This window comes from Alphaproteobacteria bacterium, assembly GCA_017308135.1.
Lineage (GTDB): Bacteria > Pseudomonadota > Alphaproteobacteria > CACIAM-22H2 > CACIAM-22H2 > Tagaea.
In genome coordinates this window covers 940,283-956,037 of record JAFKFM010000008.1, presented here as the reverse complement: position 1 = coordinate 956,037, position 15,755 = coordinate 940,283, and the positions used below count along the sequence as shown (strand labels likewise).

The window sequence follows — 15,755 nt, the reverse complement described above, 5'->3', positions numbered from 1 at the left end:
CTCCATGGCCATGTCCGGGGGATTCGTGCGCGAGTTCGGCCGGGCCGCGGTGATCGCGGTCCCGTTGGCCGCCGTGTTGGCGTGGGGCTGGACCGAGTTCCAGGCGAGCCAAGCCGCCGCAACCCAGCAAGTCGCGCCGCAGAATGCGGCCGTCCCGGCGGCCGAACCCGTCGTCGAGCCGCAGATCGCCGCCCCTGCCGAACCGGCGCGCGAACCGGCCGGACCTTTCTTCGGCATTCGCCGCGAAGGCGTGGTCGCGGCACCCGCACCGGTACCGCCGCGCCCCGTCGCGGTCGCAAGCGATGGCGGCTGGGAAAGCCGCGCCATTCCGGCCCCTTCGATCCGCACGGGCGCTTACGTCGCGATCATCATCGACGATATGGGCATGGACCGCGCGCGCGCCGCGCGTCTTGCGGCGCTGCCGGGTCCGTTGACTTTCTCCTACCTCGCCTATGCGCCCGATATCGACGCGCAATCGCGCGGCGCCCGCGCCAACGGGCACGAGATCATGCTGCATCTGCCGATGGAGCCGGAGGGCCGCGACGATCCGGGCCCCGGGGCCTTGCGCGTGTCGCTGACGGATGAAGATATCCGCGCGCGCACGGCGGCCTCGCTCGATCGCTTGCCGCTCGCCGTTGGGCTCAACAACCATATGGGCAGCAAGTTCACGCGCGATTTGCGCGCGATGCGCCCCGTGCTCGCCGAACTCGCGGCGCGCGGGCTGCTGTTCGTCGATAGCCGCACGTCCGGTTCGTCGGTCGGGCTCGACGTCGCCAAGCAAAGCGGTGTCGCCGCCGCCGGGCGCGACGTGTTCCTCGACAACGAGATCGACGCGCGCGCGATCCGCGTCCAACTCGCGGAGCTGGAGCGTGTGGCCTCGCGCCGCGGCTCGGCCATCGCCATCGGCCATCCGCACGAGGCGACGATCGAAGCGCTCGCCCAATTCCTGCCGGGCATGCAAGCGCGCGGGCTGCAATTGGTCGCGGCGTCCGCGATCGTGCGCCAGCGCCTGCGCGAGACGCCGGCCCCTTCGGCCCCACTGGTGGCGCTTGAGCTTCCCGCGCCGGTAAGCCGTAATATTCAAGAAGTTGCGACGGCCGCGCAGCCGGCCATCCGGCAAACGGCCCGTGTGGCGCCCGAATCGTCGGCGCCGGTTTGGAACGGAGGCGAAGTGCCTTGGAAGCGGTATCCTATCGAGTGACGGGTATGACCTGCGGCGGTTGCGCGCGGGCGGTGACGAAAGCGGTGAACGCGGCGGCCCCGGCCGCGAAGATCGATATCGATCTCGACGACGGTATCGTGCATGTCGCCGGCGGGCCTAGCGAAGCGATCGTGCAGATCGCGATCGAGAAAGCCGGTTTTGGCTACGCCGGCCCGGTCTGAATTTTGGAATTCCTCCCCAATCTGCTCGCCCTCGCGGGCATGCATATCCTGATGGCGATGCTGCCCGGCCCCAATACGGTGGTGGTCAGTTGGCAATCGGCGACGCGTTCGCGCCGAGAAGGCTTGCTGACCGTCGCGGGCGTGGTCGTCGCGTCGCTGATCTGGGTGGCGCTCGCACTTTGGGGCGTGGGCGCGTTGCTGCTCGAAGCCGGCTGGCTCTATCGCACGCTGCGTTTGGTGGGGGCGGCCTATCTCGTCTATGTCGGGATCAGGATGGTCCGCGCCGGGTTCCGCCAAGGGGCGGGGGAGATGGCGGCGGCCCCGCCGCGCATCTTCGGCAAAAGCCCGTTCGTGATGGGCCTCACGACGACGCTCAGCAATCCCAAATCCGCCGTGTTCTGGACCAGCGCCTTCCTGCTCGCCGTGCCGCCGCACGCACCTGGCTGGGTCTATGCCGCGATTCTGGCGATCATCGCCGTGCAGTCGTCGGCGTGGTACGGCTTCTTGGCGCTGTTCTTCTCGACCGGTTTCGCGCGCGCGCAATATCTGCGCTTGGCGCGCCGCCTGGACCTGTTCGCAGGCGCGGTGATGATCGCACTCGGCCTCAAACTCGCCGACGAGGTCCGCCGCGAGTTGATGGTCCGGACGGCGAGCTGATCCTTTAGTTCGGCGCGTTCAAGCGATCGACGACCGCGCGATTGATCTGCGCGCCGAGCCGCGTGCGCAGACCTTGCGTGTATTCCGCGACCAGATCGTTGGCCATGTCCTGGCGAAGCTGCGTGCGGATCTGCTCGACGCCCGCCGCATCCGCGGCCGGGTCGGCGGGCACGATTTCCTTCATGCGCACGACATATTGGCCTTCCAGCCCCGGCGTCACCGCCGCTTCGCCCGGCTTCAGCGCGAACAGCCGCGCGGCGATTTGCGCGGGCATGTTGCGCGACGTGTCGCCGGTGCGCAGAACCGGCTCGATCGGTTCGATGCGCAGATTGAAGCGCAGTGCGACGGCTTCCAGCGCCTCGCCGCCCGCGATGGCGGTCAGCACTTCCTTGGCGCGCTCGGCGGCCTTTTCGTCGCGGCGCTGCGCGGCCCACAACGTGGCGACCTCGTCGCGCACGGCGGCGAAATCCTTGCGCTGCGACGGCGTCACGCCATCGGGGCGCACCAGGAAATAAAGTCCGGTGCGCGTTTCGATCAACTGGCTTTCGCGGCCCACGGCGGTGTCGAACACGGCGCGCAGCGCTTCGGGCGCGCCGGAGAATAGCGTCACCGCATCGCCCTTGGCGTCGCGCCCGCGCGCATCGACCGCGTCGAGCTTCACGACCTTGGCGCCGGCGGCTTCGGCCGCTTCGTCCAGCGTGCGGCCGCGCGTGATTTGATCTTCCAGCTTGTTGGCGATCTCGAACGCGCGCTCGGCCGCCATGCGGCGCTTCAAATCCGGCAGCAGCTTGTCGCGCACCGACGCCAGCGTGGCTTCCTCGCCCGGCTTGACCGTGACGATCTCCACCAAGTGCCAGCCGAACGGCGTGCGCACCGGGCCGATCGTCTTGCCCGCCGCCGCACCGGCGGCGAAGGCGGCGTCGGCGATTTCGGGGATCGTCTCGCCGCGCGTGACTTCGCCCAGCGACGTGCGCTCGGGCGATTGGCCCGGCGTTTCCTTGGCGACGTCGTCGAAGCTCTTGCCGCCTTCGATGGCGGCCAGTGCCGTCTTGGCGGCGGCTTCGTCGGCGAACAACATCTGCTTCAATTCGCGCCGCTCGGGCACGTCGAATTCGGCCTTACGCGCGGCGAATTCGTCTTCCAGCGCCTTCTCGTCGGGCTCGATCGTCGCGAGAACCTCGTCGATCCCGACGCGCGCGACCGACGCCGCGCGATATTCCGGCGCGGTGAAACGGTCGATATTGGTCTCGTAGGTCTCTTTCAACTGATCGTCCGTCGGCGTGCCGATATCGGTGAAGGCCGAGGCGGGGACGAACACGCGCTCGCCCGAGCGGCGCTCGTTGCGATGGCGGTAGATCGCGTCGACCAGCGCGGCGGGCACGGCGGCCCCGGTGTCGAGCGCTTCGATCAGCGGCAGGCGGCGCGTTTCGCCGCGCACGAGTTCGATGTAGCGCTGTTCGGACAGGCCGTTCTCGTACAGCACGCGCTGGAACTGGAAACGATCGAACTGGCCGGTGGCGCCGCGGAAGGCGGGATCGGCGGCGATGCGCTGGCGCACTTGGGCGTCGCTCGCGACGATGCCCAGGCGGCGCGCTTCCTCGTCCAACGCGGCTTGGGTCGTCGCGCGCTCGACCGTCTGGTCGAGCAAGCCGAAGGTGCGCACGAGGTTTTCGTCGAGTTCGCCGCCCAGTGCGGCACGCAGGCGGTCGCGCGCCGCGCGGTAATCGGTGTCGAGCGCGGCAAGCGAAACCTTCGTCTCGCCGACCTTGATCGCCGTATCGTCGGTGGTGCGCAGGAACGCGTAATCGCCGATCCCCCACACCGCGAAGGACAGGACGATAAGACCGAAGAAGATTTTGACGACGACGCCGGTCGTCTTCGCGCGGATCGCTTGAAGCATGTGTACTCGCGAGGGGAAACCAAAAGGTTGGCGAGAATAGGGCGCGAAGGCCGGGGCCGCAACAACCCGTTGGGCCTTGTCAGGCCCCGGTCCGGGCGCCTAAAACGGCCGTCAATTCAAGGGAGAAGCGCCCATGTCGAGCCCTCGCGTGTTGATCGCCGGAAACTGGAAGATGAACGGCCGCCTGAGCGAGGCGACGGCGCTTGCCCAAGCCGTGGCGAAGGGCGCCAAAGCGGGCGGGGCGGAATTGCTGGTGTGCCCGCCGTTTCCCGTGCTGGCCTCGGTGAAGGGCGTGCTCGCCTCGGCGCCGGTGGCGTTGGGCGCCCAGGATTGCCACGCCAAGGTTTCGGGGGCGCATACCGGCGACGTCGCCGCCGAAATGCTGCGCGACGTGGGCTGTGCCTATGTGATCGTCGGCCATTCGGAACGACGCACCGACCATGAGGAAACCGACGGCCAAGTGCGCGCGAAAGCCGAAGCGGCGTTGCGCGCCGGTTTGAAGCCGATCGTCTGCGTCGGCGAAACTTTGGCCCAGCGCGACGCGGCGCAAACCTTGGGCGTCGTCGCCGACCAGATCGCGCATTCGATCCCCGAAACGGCGACGGCCGCGACCGTCGTCATCGCCTATGAACCCGTCTGGGCGATCGGCACGGGCCGCACGCCGACGGTGGAGCAGGTCGCCGAAGTCCACGCCAAGATCCGCGCCGATCTGGAAGCGCGCTTCGCCGATGGCGCCGCGTTCCGCATTCTCTATGGCGGCTCGGTCAAGGGATCGAACGCAGCCGAATTGCTGGCGATCGACAATGTCGATGGCGCGCTCATCGGCGGCGCTTCGTTGAAGGCCGACGAATTCCTCGCCATCGCCGCCGCCGCGCCGGATCGCACGTAACGCGCCAAAATGAGCGCGTGATCGAGGTCACTTCCGAAACCCCGGGATCGGCGCGTAAATAGCGCCGGTACAACGGACGAGTCGTCCGAGGGGTTTCGATGAAGTGCAAAATCGTGGCGGCGGTTTTCAGCGCCGCGTTGCTGCTGGGCTGCCAACAAGACGCGGCGAAGCCGGTGACGTCCAATACGGCGGGTGCCACGGCGATCGCGCGCGCGCAAAACGCCTTCGTGGCGCCGCCGCGTTCGATCGCCGACGTGATCGAACGGCTGGAGCGCGAACTCGCCCAGCGCCGCCCCGACGCCGCGACGATGCTCGACGACAGCGATCCCGCCGAAGCCGATGCGGAGGATGAGGCGGCACCGGCCGCCGTACCGCGCGCGCCCGGTGCGGCGCAGAACCAGCAACGCGGCCGCCAACAGCAACAGCAACAGCAGCAGCCTCAAGGCGCGTTGCGGGTTAGCCCCGCCGAACGCATCGAGGCCGATCGCGCGAGTTACAGCGCGCGTGCCGACGAAGCGCGCCGGGCAGCGAACGATGCGCGCCGCGACGGCAAGATCGACGCGCATCTCGCGCTCGCCCGCGAAGCGCTGGCCCTCGCGCGCCAAGGTCAGCCGCGCAATCTGTTCAACTACCTGATTCTCGCGGCGCACGCCGAAACGGATTTCGGCGTGCGCCCGCGCGGCTACGCGCTATTCATCGAAGCGGCGGATGCGGCGATGGGCATGCCCAATCCGCGCCCCGGCTTCGTGCTGGCGACGGACGCCGCGCGCGTGCTGGCGCAAGGCGGGCGGCGCGAGGACGCGCGCAAAATGCTCGATCGCGCCGAAAGCCTGCGCACGCAACTGGGCGCCCGGCGCGGCCTCGTGCCGTTCATGCCGGAATTCGAGGCGCGGCTTTCCTTCGCGCGCGGCCTCGTCGATCTGGGCGAAGGCAAGCTCGAACCCGCCGAAGCCCATCTGCGCGTCGCGATCGCGCGAATGGAACGCATGGTCGCTTCGGTGAAAGCCGGGCTCGATGCGAAGCCGGGCTTCCATGAAAATCAGCTCGCTCTTTATCGCCAGCAACTCGCCAATCTGCTGAACGATCAGCAGCGTTTCGTCGAGGCCGAGATCTACGCCCGCCAATCCTTGCAGGCGATGATCGACCTGCACGGCCCCTATCACGTCACGACGGTGTTCCGCATCCAGGCGCTGACGCGCACGCTGGTCGAGCAGGGGCGCTTCGCCGAGGCACGGCGTTTGGCGACGGTGTCGATGGGCATCCAGCGCGAAATGAAAATCGCGGGTGCGGCCAACTCCTATCTCGGCGCGCATATCCAATTGGCGGCGTCGCGGCTGTGGCAGGCCGATTACGCCGGGGCGCTGGGCGAATACCGGCGCATGTTGCAGGCGATCGGCGAGGGCAACGCCAATCTCGCCGAGCGCTGGGTGACGGCGACGATGAATTACGGCGTGGCGCTGCTGATGACGGGCGATGCCGTATCGGCGCGCAAGGTGCTGGATGTCAACGCCGAGCGCGTGGTCGCGCGCTATGGCGTGGACGCGTTCGGGGCGGCGATGGCGCGCGGTTTCCGCGCATTGTCGGTCGCGCGTGCCGGCGATACGAACGCGGCGTTGACCGAACTCGATGCGATCGCGCCCGTGCTCGAACGCGGGCCGGCGGGCGACGCGGCGTCGAGCGACGCGAATGGCGCGGTCGCCAATCGCATGCGCCGCGTGCTGATCGAGGAGATCGTGGCGCTTTACGCCGATCTGGCCGCCAAAGGGCAGGGCGACGCGGCGGAGAAGGCGTTCCGCCTCGCCGACGTGGCGCGTGGGCTTTCGGTGCAGGGTGCGATCGCGCAAATGAGCTCGCGCGCCGGGGCGGGCGACCCGGCGCTCGAAGACGCGATCCGCCGCGAACAGGATCTGGCGCAACAGGTCCAAGCGACGCGCGCGATCCTTGCCGACGCATCCGCCGCCCCAGCCGAGCAGCGCGATGCGAATGTCGAGGCACAGTTGCGCGCGCAAGCGACGGCGCAAGATGCCGAGCGCAAGCGCTTGGCCGACGATATCGCGCGGCGCTTTCCCGATTACGCGCAGCTGCGCTTCCCGCGCCCGCCGACGACGGCCGAAACGCAACAAGCGCTGAAGCCGGATGAGGCGATGCTGGCGTTTTTCGTCGGCCAGCGCGCGAGCTATGTGTGGGCGGTGCGCCAGGGCCAAGCCCCGCGCTTCGCCGCGGTTGCGATGGGCGACGCGCAGATCGCCGACGACGTGAAGGCGCTGCGCGCAGCACTCGATCCCAATGCCGCCACGCTCGCCGATATTCCCGCGTTCGATACGGCACGCAGCCATAAACTCTACACGGCGTTGGTGGCGCCGGTCGCGGCGTCGCTGTCGGGGGCGCGTGCCATCGTCGCCGTGCCGCACGGACCGCTGGGGCAATTGCCGCTGGGCGTGTTGACCACCAAGCCCGGCAGCCCGCGCGCCGTGTCCAACGCGCCGATGTTCGCCGAATATCGCGACGCGTCGTGGCTGGTGCGCGATTACGCCGTGCTGCAAGTGCCGTCGGCGTCGGCGTTGCGCGCGTTGCGGGGCTTGCGCGCACCCGCCGCCGGACGGCGCGAATTCGCCGGCTTCGGCGATCCGCAGTTTTCGCCGCAAGCGATGCCGGCGCAAACCGCGAGTGCCGGCCAAGTCGCCACGCGCGGCGCGCGCCTCGTGCGCCGCAACGCGCCGGTCGTCGACGCGGCGGCGAGCGCACGGCTCGCCGACCTGCCGCCTTTGCCCGACACGGCCGACGAGGTGATGTCGGTCGCCAACGCGCTGCATGCCGATCCGGCGCGCGACGTGTTCCTGGGGGCACGCGCCAGCGAACGCGGGGTGCGTGAAGCCGATCTCATCCATCGCCGTTTCGTGATGTTCGCGACGCACGGGCTCGTCCCCGGCGATCTCGACGGGCTGGTGCAGCCAGCCCTTGCGTTGTCCGCCCCCGAGGTTTCGGGCGGCGAAGGTGACGGTTTGCTGACAATGGAGAAGATTCTGCGCCTGAAGCTCGACGCCGATTGGGTCGTGCTGTCGGCGTGCAACACGGCGTCGGGCGACGGGGAAGGGGCCGAAGCGATCTCGGGCCTCGGCCGCGCGTTCTTTTATGCCGGGGCGCGCGCGTTGCTGGTCACGTCCTGGCCGGTCGAGACCGTCTCGGCGCGCACGCTGACGACCGACCTGTTCGCGCGCCAAGCGGCGGACCCGAAACTCGATCGGGCCACCGCGTTGCGTCAGTCGATGTTGGGATTGATCGGCACGGGGCCCGAAGGGGCAGGCTTCGTTTACGCCCACCCGATCTTCTGGGCGCCGTTCCTGCTGGTGGGCGACGGCGGGTAAGAACCCGCCGTCGCTTGACGCGTTAGTTCAGATCGAAGACCAGGAATTCGCTGGCGTCCGCGATTCCCTTGATCTCCAGCTTGGCGAGATCGCTGATCGCCGCGCCATCGCCGGCTTTCAGCACGGTCTCGCCCAGGGCGATCTCGCCGCGCGCCACCTGCACCCAGGCATGGCGCTTCGGCGCGAGATCGAGCGACACGCTCTTCCCCGCTTCCAGGATCGACGCGTAGATCTTCGAATCCTGGTGGATGAAGATCGAATCGTCGGCGCCGTCGGGCGACACGACCAGGCGGAGCTTGTTGAGCTTCTCCTCGCGGCCGAACACCTTCTGGTCGTAGCGCGGCTTGTGGCCCTGCTTGTCGGGCAGCAGCCAGATCTGCAGCAGATGCGTCGGGTTGATGTCGGAGGGGTTGAACTCCGAATGCAACACGCCCGTGCCCGCACTCATCGCCTGGACTTCGCCGGGGCGGATCACCTCGCCATTGCCCATCGAATCCTTATGCTCGAGTTCGCCGTCGAGCAGATAGGTCACGATCTCCATGTCGCGGTGGCCGTGGGTGGGGAACCCCGCACCGGCGGCGACGCGGTCTTCGTTGATGACGCGAAGATTGCGGAACCCCATATGGCGCGGGTCGTAATAGTTCCCGAACGAGAAGCTATGGCGCGCCTTGAGCCAGCCGAAATCGGCGGGGCCGCGTTCTTCGGAGGGGCGGATCGTGATCATGGGGGAGTTCCTTCCGTTCGTTGGTGCGGCGAAAGACCGCCGCGTTCGAAGGAGAAATTGGCTCCACCGGTACCGTTTTACAATTCTCCGATTTTGGAAAACTTTGTTTGTTATTGAGAAACAATAAGGCGCGAGCGATTTAGCGTCCCGGCCCGGTATCCGGCCGCATGACGAGGGTCCCCGATTTGCCGTCGCGCTGCCAGCGCAGGCCGATATGGCCCGTCGTGATGTCTTGGACCAGCGCATAGCTGGTCGCGTCGAATTGCGCGACGACGTCACGGCCTTCCAACGCGGCCGGAACGCTGCGCCGGCGCCACAGCTTGCCCGAATTGGTCAAGCCTTCGAGCATCGTGAGCATATAGCCTTTTTCGCCGCGTTCGATTGCGACCGAGACGAGGTAGGGATTGCTCCAGGCGCCGATCCAAACGCCGCGAAATTTGCCCCAATGCTCGTGCATCGGCAGGTCGGCGGGTTTGAGCGTGTCGGTTTCCTGTAGGCGCACCGGCCCGACCGGCAAACCGCCGTCGCCGCAAACATTGATTCCGCGCTTGGGCTCGAACACCGGATCGAGGAAACGAACGACGCAAGCGCCGTAGGAGAAATCCATCTGCGCCGACGACGATCCGCCATGGCCGATCAACGCGCTGCGTTCGTCGAGCGGCAAATAAATCAAGCCGCGTTCTTCGGCGATGTTTCGAAGGACCCGCCCGCGATCGGCCGAACCCAGCGCGTAGGCATCGTGATGCGGATAGATGCCGACGATCCGTTGGGCCTTCGTATCCGAATAAGCAGCGCGCGCTTCGGCCGTCGATCCGGTGCCGGAGGCCGACGTTCCCACGCTCGAGATCGGCGTGCCGAAGCCCGACGCGCTGGGGATGATCGCCCAGACCGCGATCTCCCGCGCGGCTTCCTGGGTGATGCCACCGCCATAGCTTTGCCCGGCCAACACGATCCGTTTGTAGCCTTGCGCGGTCGCCGCGTTGGCTTCCTCGATCGTGCGGCGGACATGCAAGCGGCCGGCGGCCGTCCAGTTATTCTCGTGCAAGCCGTCGCGCGCGATTTTGCGCACGTCCCAGCCGGCACTATGCAAGCGCTCGACGAATTTCGGCACGCCAAAACGCGATTGATCGTGATTGCCGAGAAGGCCGTGATTCCAAATGATGAGTCCAAGCGCCTTTTCCGGGCCGCGATTTTGCGCGTTCGGCACGCCGTCTTGGATCGTGTATTGGGCTTGCGCGGGCAGGGCCAAAATCGCGGCGGCGAGAAAGGCGAGGAGAGTGGTACGCATATTCGATCATCCCTTGGATGTCGAAATCTAGCGTCCGGAGTCGCAAGAATAAACCCCGTAAAAGAGTCGGTAATTGGCGGGGTCGGCGGAATTTCAGGGTTCTTGCCCTTTACCGGCCCCCGCCGACGGGCTAAATACCCGGCCTCTCCGAACCGAAAGCATCCTCGCCTCATGGAACTCGTTCTGACCGTCGTCCATCTGCTGATCGCCCTCGCCCTGGTGGGCGTGGTGCTCGTCCAACGCTCCGAAGGGGGCGGGCTGGGCCTGGGCGGCGGCGGTTCGGGCGGCATGGGCGGTTTCATGACCGCGCGCGGCACGGCGAACCTGCTGACTCGCACCACGGCGATCCTGGCGGCGGCGTTCATGGTGACGAGTCTGACGCTCGCCATCCTCGCCGGCGGTCATTCGCGCCGTGCGCCCGCGGTTATGGACGGTCCGATTCCGACCGCGCCCGCCGCGCCGGCGGTTCCGGCCGCACCCGCGCCGCCGGTCGCGCGCTAAGTTTTCCGGCGAAATTCGTCGATGCGACTCGGGGCCCGTTCCTGAATCGCGTCAACATCGAAATTCTGTAGATAAGTCCACGGCTTCGCGTCGGAATCGCTTGGGTTCCGCGCGACCGGGGTCTAGAACGGCCTTCCATGACGCGGTTCATCTTTATCACCGGCGGCGTGGTCTCTTCTCTCGGCAAGGGTCTGGCCTCCGCAGCTCTCGGCGCGGTCCTGCAAGCACGCGGCTATAAAGTCCGCCTGCGCAAGCTCGACCCTTATCTCAATGTCGATCCGGGCACGATGAGCCCGTATCAGCACGGCGAGTGCTACGTAACCGACGACGGGGCGGAGACCGACCTCGATCTCGGCCATTACGAGCGCTTCACCGGCGTGCCGTCCCGGCAATCGGACAACATCACCACGGGGCGCATCTATTCCAACATCCTCGCCAAGGAACGGCGCGGCGATTATCTGGGCGCCACCGTCCAGGTCATTCCGCACGTCACCGACGGGATCAAGGAATTCGTCACCAACGATCTGGGCGACACCGACTTCCTGCTCTGCGAAGTCGGCGGCACGGTGGGCGATATTGAAAGCCTGCCGTTCCTCGAAGCGATCCGCCAGCTCGGCAACGAGCTTGGCCGCGAGCGCGCGTGTTTCGTGCATCTCACGCTCGTGCCGTGGATCGCCTCGGCGGGCGAGCTCAAGACCAAGCCCACGCAGCATTCGGTGCAGGAGCTGCAATCGGTCGGCATCCGTTGCGACATTCTGCTGTGCCGCTCGGAACACGAGATTCCGGCCTCGGCGCGCAAGAAGATCGCCCTGTTCTGCAATCTGCGCGAAGAAGCGGTGATCCCCGCGCTCAACGCGCGCACGATCTACGAAGTTCCGATCGCCTATCATCGCGAAGGCTTCGACCGCGAAGTGCTGCGCCATTTCGGCTTGCCGCAGGTCGAGCCCGATCTCAGCCGCTGGTCGCATATCGTCAAGCGCATCACCGAGCCCGAGGGCGAGGTGAATATCGCGATCGTCGGCAAGTATACGAATTTGCTCGACGCCTATAAGTCGCTCGCCGAAGCGCTCGCCCATGGCGGTGTCGCCAACAACGTGCGCGTCAATCTCAACTGGATCGAGAGCGAGCTGTTCGAAGGCATCGAACCGGCGTTCTCGGCGTTGGACGGCGCCGACGCGATCCTCGTGCCCGGCGGTTTCGGCGAACGCGGTTCGGAAGGCAAGATCCGCGCGGTGCGCTACGCGCGCGAAAAGAAGGTGCCGTATTTCGGCATCTGCTTCGGCATGCAGATGGCGTGCATCGAAGCGGCGCGCAATCTCGTCGGCTTGCAGCGCGCCAACACGACCGAATTCGGGCCGACGCCCGAGCCGGTCGTCGGTCTGCTGACCGAATGGACGCGCGGGAATTCGCTGGAACGGCGCGGGGCGGGCGACAATCTCGGCGGCACGATGCGCCTGGGCGCCTACGAATGCGATCTCGTTCCCGGCAGCCGCGTGGCCGAGATTTACGGGGCGAGCCGCATTCAGGAACGCCATCGCCATCGCTACGAGGTGAACGTCAATTACAAGGTGCAGCTCGAACGCGCCGGCTTGCGCTTCTCGGGCATGTCGCCCGACGGGCAATTGCCGGAGATCGTCGAGATCCCCGATCACCCGTGGTTCGTGGGCGTGCAGTTCCACCCCGAACTCAAATCCAAGCCCTTCGATCCGCACCCGCTTTTCGCGAGCTTCGTGAAAGCGGCCCTGGTGCAGAGCCGCTTGGTTTGAGGTCTTTTCCGTCATCCCGGGCGAGCGTCAGCGAGACCCGGGATCCGACTTTCGTGTTTCTCGAGACCCCGGATCGCGGCGAAGCTTGCGCTTCGCCTTGTCCGGGGTGACGAGGGGTACGGATTGACCAGCTGTTTTCGACGCGGTAATCCCCGGCCATGAATGTCGCACCCAAACACGTTCCCATCGGCAATTTCCTCGTCGGCAACGACAAGCCCTTCGCGTTGATCGCGGGGCCGTGCGCGCTCGAATCGCGCGCCCATGCGCTGGAGATGAGCCACGCGCTGGTCGAGTTGACCGGTAAGCTCGGCATTCCACTCATTTACAAAACCAGCTTCGACAAGGCGAACCGCACGTCGGTCACCGCCGGGCGCGGGCTGGGCATGGAAAAGAGCCTGCCGATCCTCGCCGAGGTGCGCGAGAAATACGGCTGCCCGGTGCTGACCGACGTGCATGATGCCGCGCAATGCGCGCCCGTCGCCGAAGCGGTCGACGTGTTGCAGATCCCGGCCTTCCTGTGCCGCCAGACCGATCTGCTGTTGGCCGCGGGCAATACCGGCCGCGTCGTCAACGTGAAGAAGGGCCAGTTCCTGGCCCCCTGGGACATGAAGAACGTCGTTGCCAAGGTCGCGAGTACCGGCAACGACAAGGTTCTGCAAACCGAGCGCGGCGTGTCGTTCGGCTACAACACGCTGGTTTCCGACATGCGCGCGCTGCCGACGATGGCGGAAAGCGGTTATCCGGTCGTGTTCGACGCCACGCATTCGGTGCAGCAGCCGGGCGGGAAGGGCACGTCCTCGGGCGGGCAACGCGAATTCGTGCCGGTCCTCGCGCGCGCCGCGATCGCCGTGGGTGTCGCCGTCGTGTTCATGGAAACGCACCAGGACCCGGACTCCGCCCCATCGGACGGGCCAAATATGGTGCCGATCAAGGAAATGCCGGCGGTGCTCGCGCGGCTTAAGGCTTTCGACGAATTGGCGAAGTCTTAAGCGACTTTTTGAACGCGCGATCCTTCTTGATCGCCGCTTCGCGCCGGAGCGCGTCGCCCTTCGTCATCGGCCCTTCGACATGCGCGATATGCCAAGGTCCGCGCCCGCGCGTGAATTTGGCCCCGCCGCGCTTCTCGCCGTTATGCTGCGAAAGCCGCGCGTTCACATCTGCCGCGATGCCGGTATAGGCAACGCGCGACGCGTTCACGATCACGTAAACATACCAAGTCATGGGACGAACCATTCCATCGCCCGCCTTTATAGCGCGGGCGACTTCGTCACGTATTCGATATCCTCGATCAGCGCGATGATGCGATCGACGTTGCTGCCGTCGTCGGCGCAGGGCAGCAGCAGGCGCAGCCAGCTGTACTCGAACTGCGAATCCTTCAACCGATGCCGGCTGATGGCCGGTTGTCGCAGACGCACGACATCGCGATAACCGTGGATGATCGTTTTGCTCCAATTGGCGGGCAGCTCGCTCGCTTTCTTGCCGGTCATGTCGATCCGATAGCGATCGACCGCCGCCGTGCCGTGAAGCGTGAAATAGAAATCCGCGCCGTCATCGCGCACTTCGAGCAGCGTGATCCAGCCCAGCCACGGCCGAAAATCCTCGAACGTGAAATCGCGCCTTGCGGGCAGCCGCCCGTCGCGCCGTTTGGCGTGCCAAAGATCGAGGAGCGCTTTCGCGCGCGGTGTCGGAGTGGTGGCGGTCATAGCGGTGCGGATTGCAGTGAAGGCCGGGAGTGCTTAAGGTTCGATGAACAAATCCTAGGGGGAAACATGGCCGACAATAAGGCGCTGGAACGGCTCACGAAGTGGGACACGCCGACGATCTGCAACGCGCTGGAGGTGATAGACCCGCGCTGGCGCACACGCTATTTCACGACCGCACCGCTGGTCTGCCAGTATCCGAACGCCAAGCCCATCGTCGGCTATGCGCGTACGGTCAAAATCCGCGCGCGGACCAAATCGACGCTCGACAAGGCCGCGTCCAAACGTTCGAAGATCGACTATTACGACTATATCGAAAACGGCGGCCCGCGCCCCTCGATTGTCGTGATCGAAGACCTCGACGATCCCAAAGGCTTTGGCGCGTTTTGGGGCGAGGTGCAGTCGAACATCCATCGCGGCCTCGGCGCGCTCGGCGTCGTCACCGACGGTTCGATCCGCGACACGCATGTCTGGGCGCGCGGCTTTCAGGCGCTGGCGGGTTCGGTCGGCCCGTCGCATGCCTGGGTGCATTCGGTATCGTTCGGCGAGCCGGTCAGCGTCCACGGGATGGAAGTGGAGTCAGGCGACCTGATCCACGCCGATCGTCATGGCGCGGTGGTGATCCCGCCCGAGGCGATCGCCAAAATCCCCAAGATGATCGACCTGCTGGTCCGGCGCGAGAAGGTGATCATTTCGGCAGCCAAGAAGAAAGGCTTCACCGCCGCGAAACTCGTCAAGGCCATCGAAACGGCCGACGATATTCACTGAGCCAGCGAAACAATCACCTTCGCTTTGGGGGCGAGCCAGGCGAGCATTTCCTGGGCGCGCAAGGTCTCGTCGAATTGCGCCTTGCGCGATCCCACAATCGAAGCGCGCGCGATCGGCGACGTCGTATCGGCGAGGTGCCGCAGGATCAGCGCCGATTGAAGGGCGGGCAGCGACGGGTTGTAGGCCGCGCTCTCGGCGTAGCGCCCGGCGAAGACGCTTCCGTCTTTGAGTTCCAGCGCCACGCCCATATGGCCCTTGCTGTGCGGCGCGTAGGATTTGCGCGCGGCATCCAAGGCCGCCGCCGTCAGCGCGTCGTGTTTTCCTTGAAGTGCCAGCTTGACCGGTGCCGCCGCCATCAGCGGCTTCGACTTGCCGAGGTCGCGCGGCCCGAAGGCGCGCGGCAGCAGCGTGGTCAAGGTCGCAGGCTTTTCGCCCGCGACATAGATCGGGAAATCCGCCCCCAGCGTTTCGGCCAGGAACTGGCGGCAATGGCCGCAGGGGTTATGCGTGACCGCGAGCGCCGCGATCCCGCGTTCGCCCGCATGCCAGGCGTTGACGAAGGCGGCTTGTTCGGCGTGCACGGTCTGGGCGATCGACGGGCCGGCGATTTCGAAATTGGCGCCGAAATAGACCTTGCCGGTCGTTGCCCCGACCAAAGCGGCGCCGACGGGAAAACGCGAGACGGGTACCGCTGCGAAGCGGGCCCCGGCTTCGCGGGCGAGGTCGATCAGCAAGGCGGGCGCGGGGAGTTTGATTTTCATGGGGCGAGTCTACCCCGGCGCTTGTCCCTTGCGCCATCCTCTGCTACGCGAAG

General features: G+C 66.4%; 15 protein-coding genes. 9 read left to right on the top strand and 6 right to left on the bottom strand.

Annotation, left to right across the window (positions count from 1 at the left end; genetic code table 11):
- Window positions 1–10: 10 nt before the first annotated feature.
- From J0H39_12800 to J0H39_12790, 3 genes are read left to right on the top strand one after another with little or no spacing between them, the layout of a single operon-like run.
- On the top strand, window positions 11–1,201 hold the full coding sequence (locus J0H39_12800; GenBank protein MBN9497628.1) for a divergent polysaccharide deacetylase family protein: 1,191 nt from the start codon (window positions 11–13) through the stop codon (window positions 1,199–1,201).
- 5 nt (window positions 1,202–1,206) lie between these two features.
- Complete coding sequence (locus J0H39_12795) at window positions 1,207–1,383, top strand: heavy-metal-associated domain-containing protein (GenBank protein ID MBN9497627.1); 177 nt, start codon at window positions 1,207–1,209, stop codon at window positions 1,381–1,383.
- A gap of 3 nt (window positions 1,384–1,386) precedes the next feature.
- A complete protein-coding gene (locus tag J0H39_12790) occupies window positions 1,387–2,040 on the top strand; it encodes a LysE family transporter (protein ID MBN9497626.1) in 654 nt (217 codons plus the stop codon).
- A 4-nt stretch (window positions 2,041–2,044) separates the two neighbouring features.
- Here J0H39_12790 and J0H39_12785 read toward each other — a convergent pair whose 3' ends face one another.
- Window positions 2,045–3,940 carry a SurA N-terminal domain-containing protein gene (locus J0H39_12785; GenBank protein ID MBN9497625.1) on the bottom strand — a complete coding sequence of 632 codons (1,896 nt, stop codon included), beginning with the start codon at window positions 3,938–3,940 and terminating at the stop codon, window positions 2,045–2,047.
- A gap of 133 nt (window positions 3,941–4,073) precedes the next feature.
- Here J0H39_12785 and J0H39_12780 point away from each other — a divergent pair, with 133 nt between their 5' ends.
- Window positions 4,074–4,829: a triose-phosphate isomerase gene (locus J0H39_12780; protein MBN9497624.1), complete on the top strand. Its 756-nt coding sequence runs from the start codon at window positions 4,074–4,076 to the stop codon at window positions 4,827–4,829.
- A 98-nt stretch (window positions 4,830–4,927) separates the two neighbouring features.
- A complete protein-coding gene (locus J0H39_12775; protein ID MBN9497623.1) occupies window positions 4,928–8,194 on the top strand; it encodes a CHAT domain-containing protein in 3,267 nt (1,088 codons plus the stop codon).
- 22 nt (window positions 8,195–8,216) lie between these two features.
- On the opposite strand, the gene J0H39_12770 is transcribed toward J0H39_12775, so the two are convergent.
- Together J0H39_12770 and J0H39_12765 are read right to left on the bottom strand one after the other, a co-directional pair.
- Window positions 8,217–8,918 carry a pirin family protein gene (locus J0H39_12770; GenBank protein ID MBN9497622.1) on the bottom strand — a complete coding sequence of 234 codons (702 nt, stop codon included), beginning with the start codon at window positions 8,916–8,918 and terminating at the stop codon, window positions 8,217–8,219.
- A gap of 139 nt (window positions 8,919–9,057) precedes the next feature.
- Window positions 9,058–10,206 (bottom strand): hypothetical protein, encoded by a 1,149-nt coding sequence (locus tag J0H39_12765; protein MBN9497621.1) that lies wholly within the window; start codon window positions 10,204–10,206, stop codon window positions 9,058–9,060.
- 171 nt (window positions 10,207–10,377) lie between these two features.
- Here J0H39_12765 and secG point away from each other — a divergent pair, with 171 nt between their 5' ends.
- From secG to kdsA, 3 genes are all read left to right on the top strand, one after another.
- On the top strand, window positions 10,378–10,707 hold the full coding sequence (secG, locus tag J0H39_12760) for a preprotein translocase subunit SecG (GenBank protein MBN9497620.1): 330 nt from the start codon (window positions 10,378–10,380) through the stop codon (window positions 10,705–10,707).
- Between the two features lie 137 nt (window positions 10,708–10,844).
- Window positions 10,845–12,473, top strand: coding sequence for a CTP synthase (locus tag J0H39_12755; protein ID MBN9497619.1), 1,629 nt, complete (start codon window positions 10,845–10,847; stop codon window positions 12,471–12,473).
- Window positions 12,474–12,631: 158 nt separating this feature from the next.
- Complete coding sequence (gene kdsA, locus J0H39_12750) at window positions 12,632–13,462, top strand: 3-deoxy-8-phosphooctulonate synthase (protein ID MBN9497618.1); 831 nt, start codon at window positions 12,632–12,634, stop codon at window positions 13,460–13,462.
- On the opposite strand, the gene J0H39_12745 is transcribed toward kdsA, so the two are convergent.
- Together J0H39_12745 and J0H39_12740 are read right to left on the bottom strand one after the other, a co-directional pair.
- The gene (locus tag J0H39_12745; protein MBN9497617.1) at window positions 13,431–13,694 is read right to left on the bottom strand and encodes a GIY-YIG nuclease family protein; all 264 of its coding nucleotides are present in this window, start codon (window positions 13,692–13,694) and stop codon (window positions 13,431–13,433) included. The genes kdsA and J0H39_12745 overlap by 32 nt on opposite strands.
- Window positions 13,695–13,720: 26 nt before the next feature.
- Window positions 13,721–14,176 carry a PAS domain-containing protein gene (locus J0H39_12740; protein ID MBN9497616.1) on the bottom strand — a complete coding sequence of 152 codons (456 nt, stop codon included), beginning with the start codon at window positions 14,174–14,176 and terminating at the stop codon, window positions 13,721–13,723.
- A gap of 66 nt (window positions 14,177–14,242) precedes the next feature.
- Here J0H39_12740 and J0H39_12735 point away from each other — a divergent pair, with 66 nt between their 5' ends.
- Window positions 14,243–14,941 carry an RraA family protein gene (locus J0H39_12735; GenBank protein ID MBN9497615.1) on the top strand — a complete coding sequence of 233 codons (699 nt, stop codon included), beginning with the start codon at window positions 14,243–14,245 and terminating at the stop codon, window positions 14,939–14,941.
- Here the strand turns inward: J0H39_12735 and cdd are convergent.
- Window positions 14,935–15,702: a cytidine deaminase gene (gene cdd / locus J0H39_12730; protein ID MBN9497614.1), complete on the bottom strand. Its 768-nt coding sequence runs from the start codon at window positions 15,700–15,702 to the stop codon at window positions 14,935–14,937. The genes J0H39_12735 and cdd overlap by 7 nt on opposite strands.
- Between the last annotated feature and the right edge of the window lie 53 nt (window positions 15,703–15,755).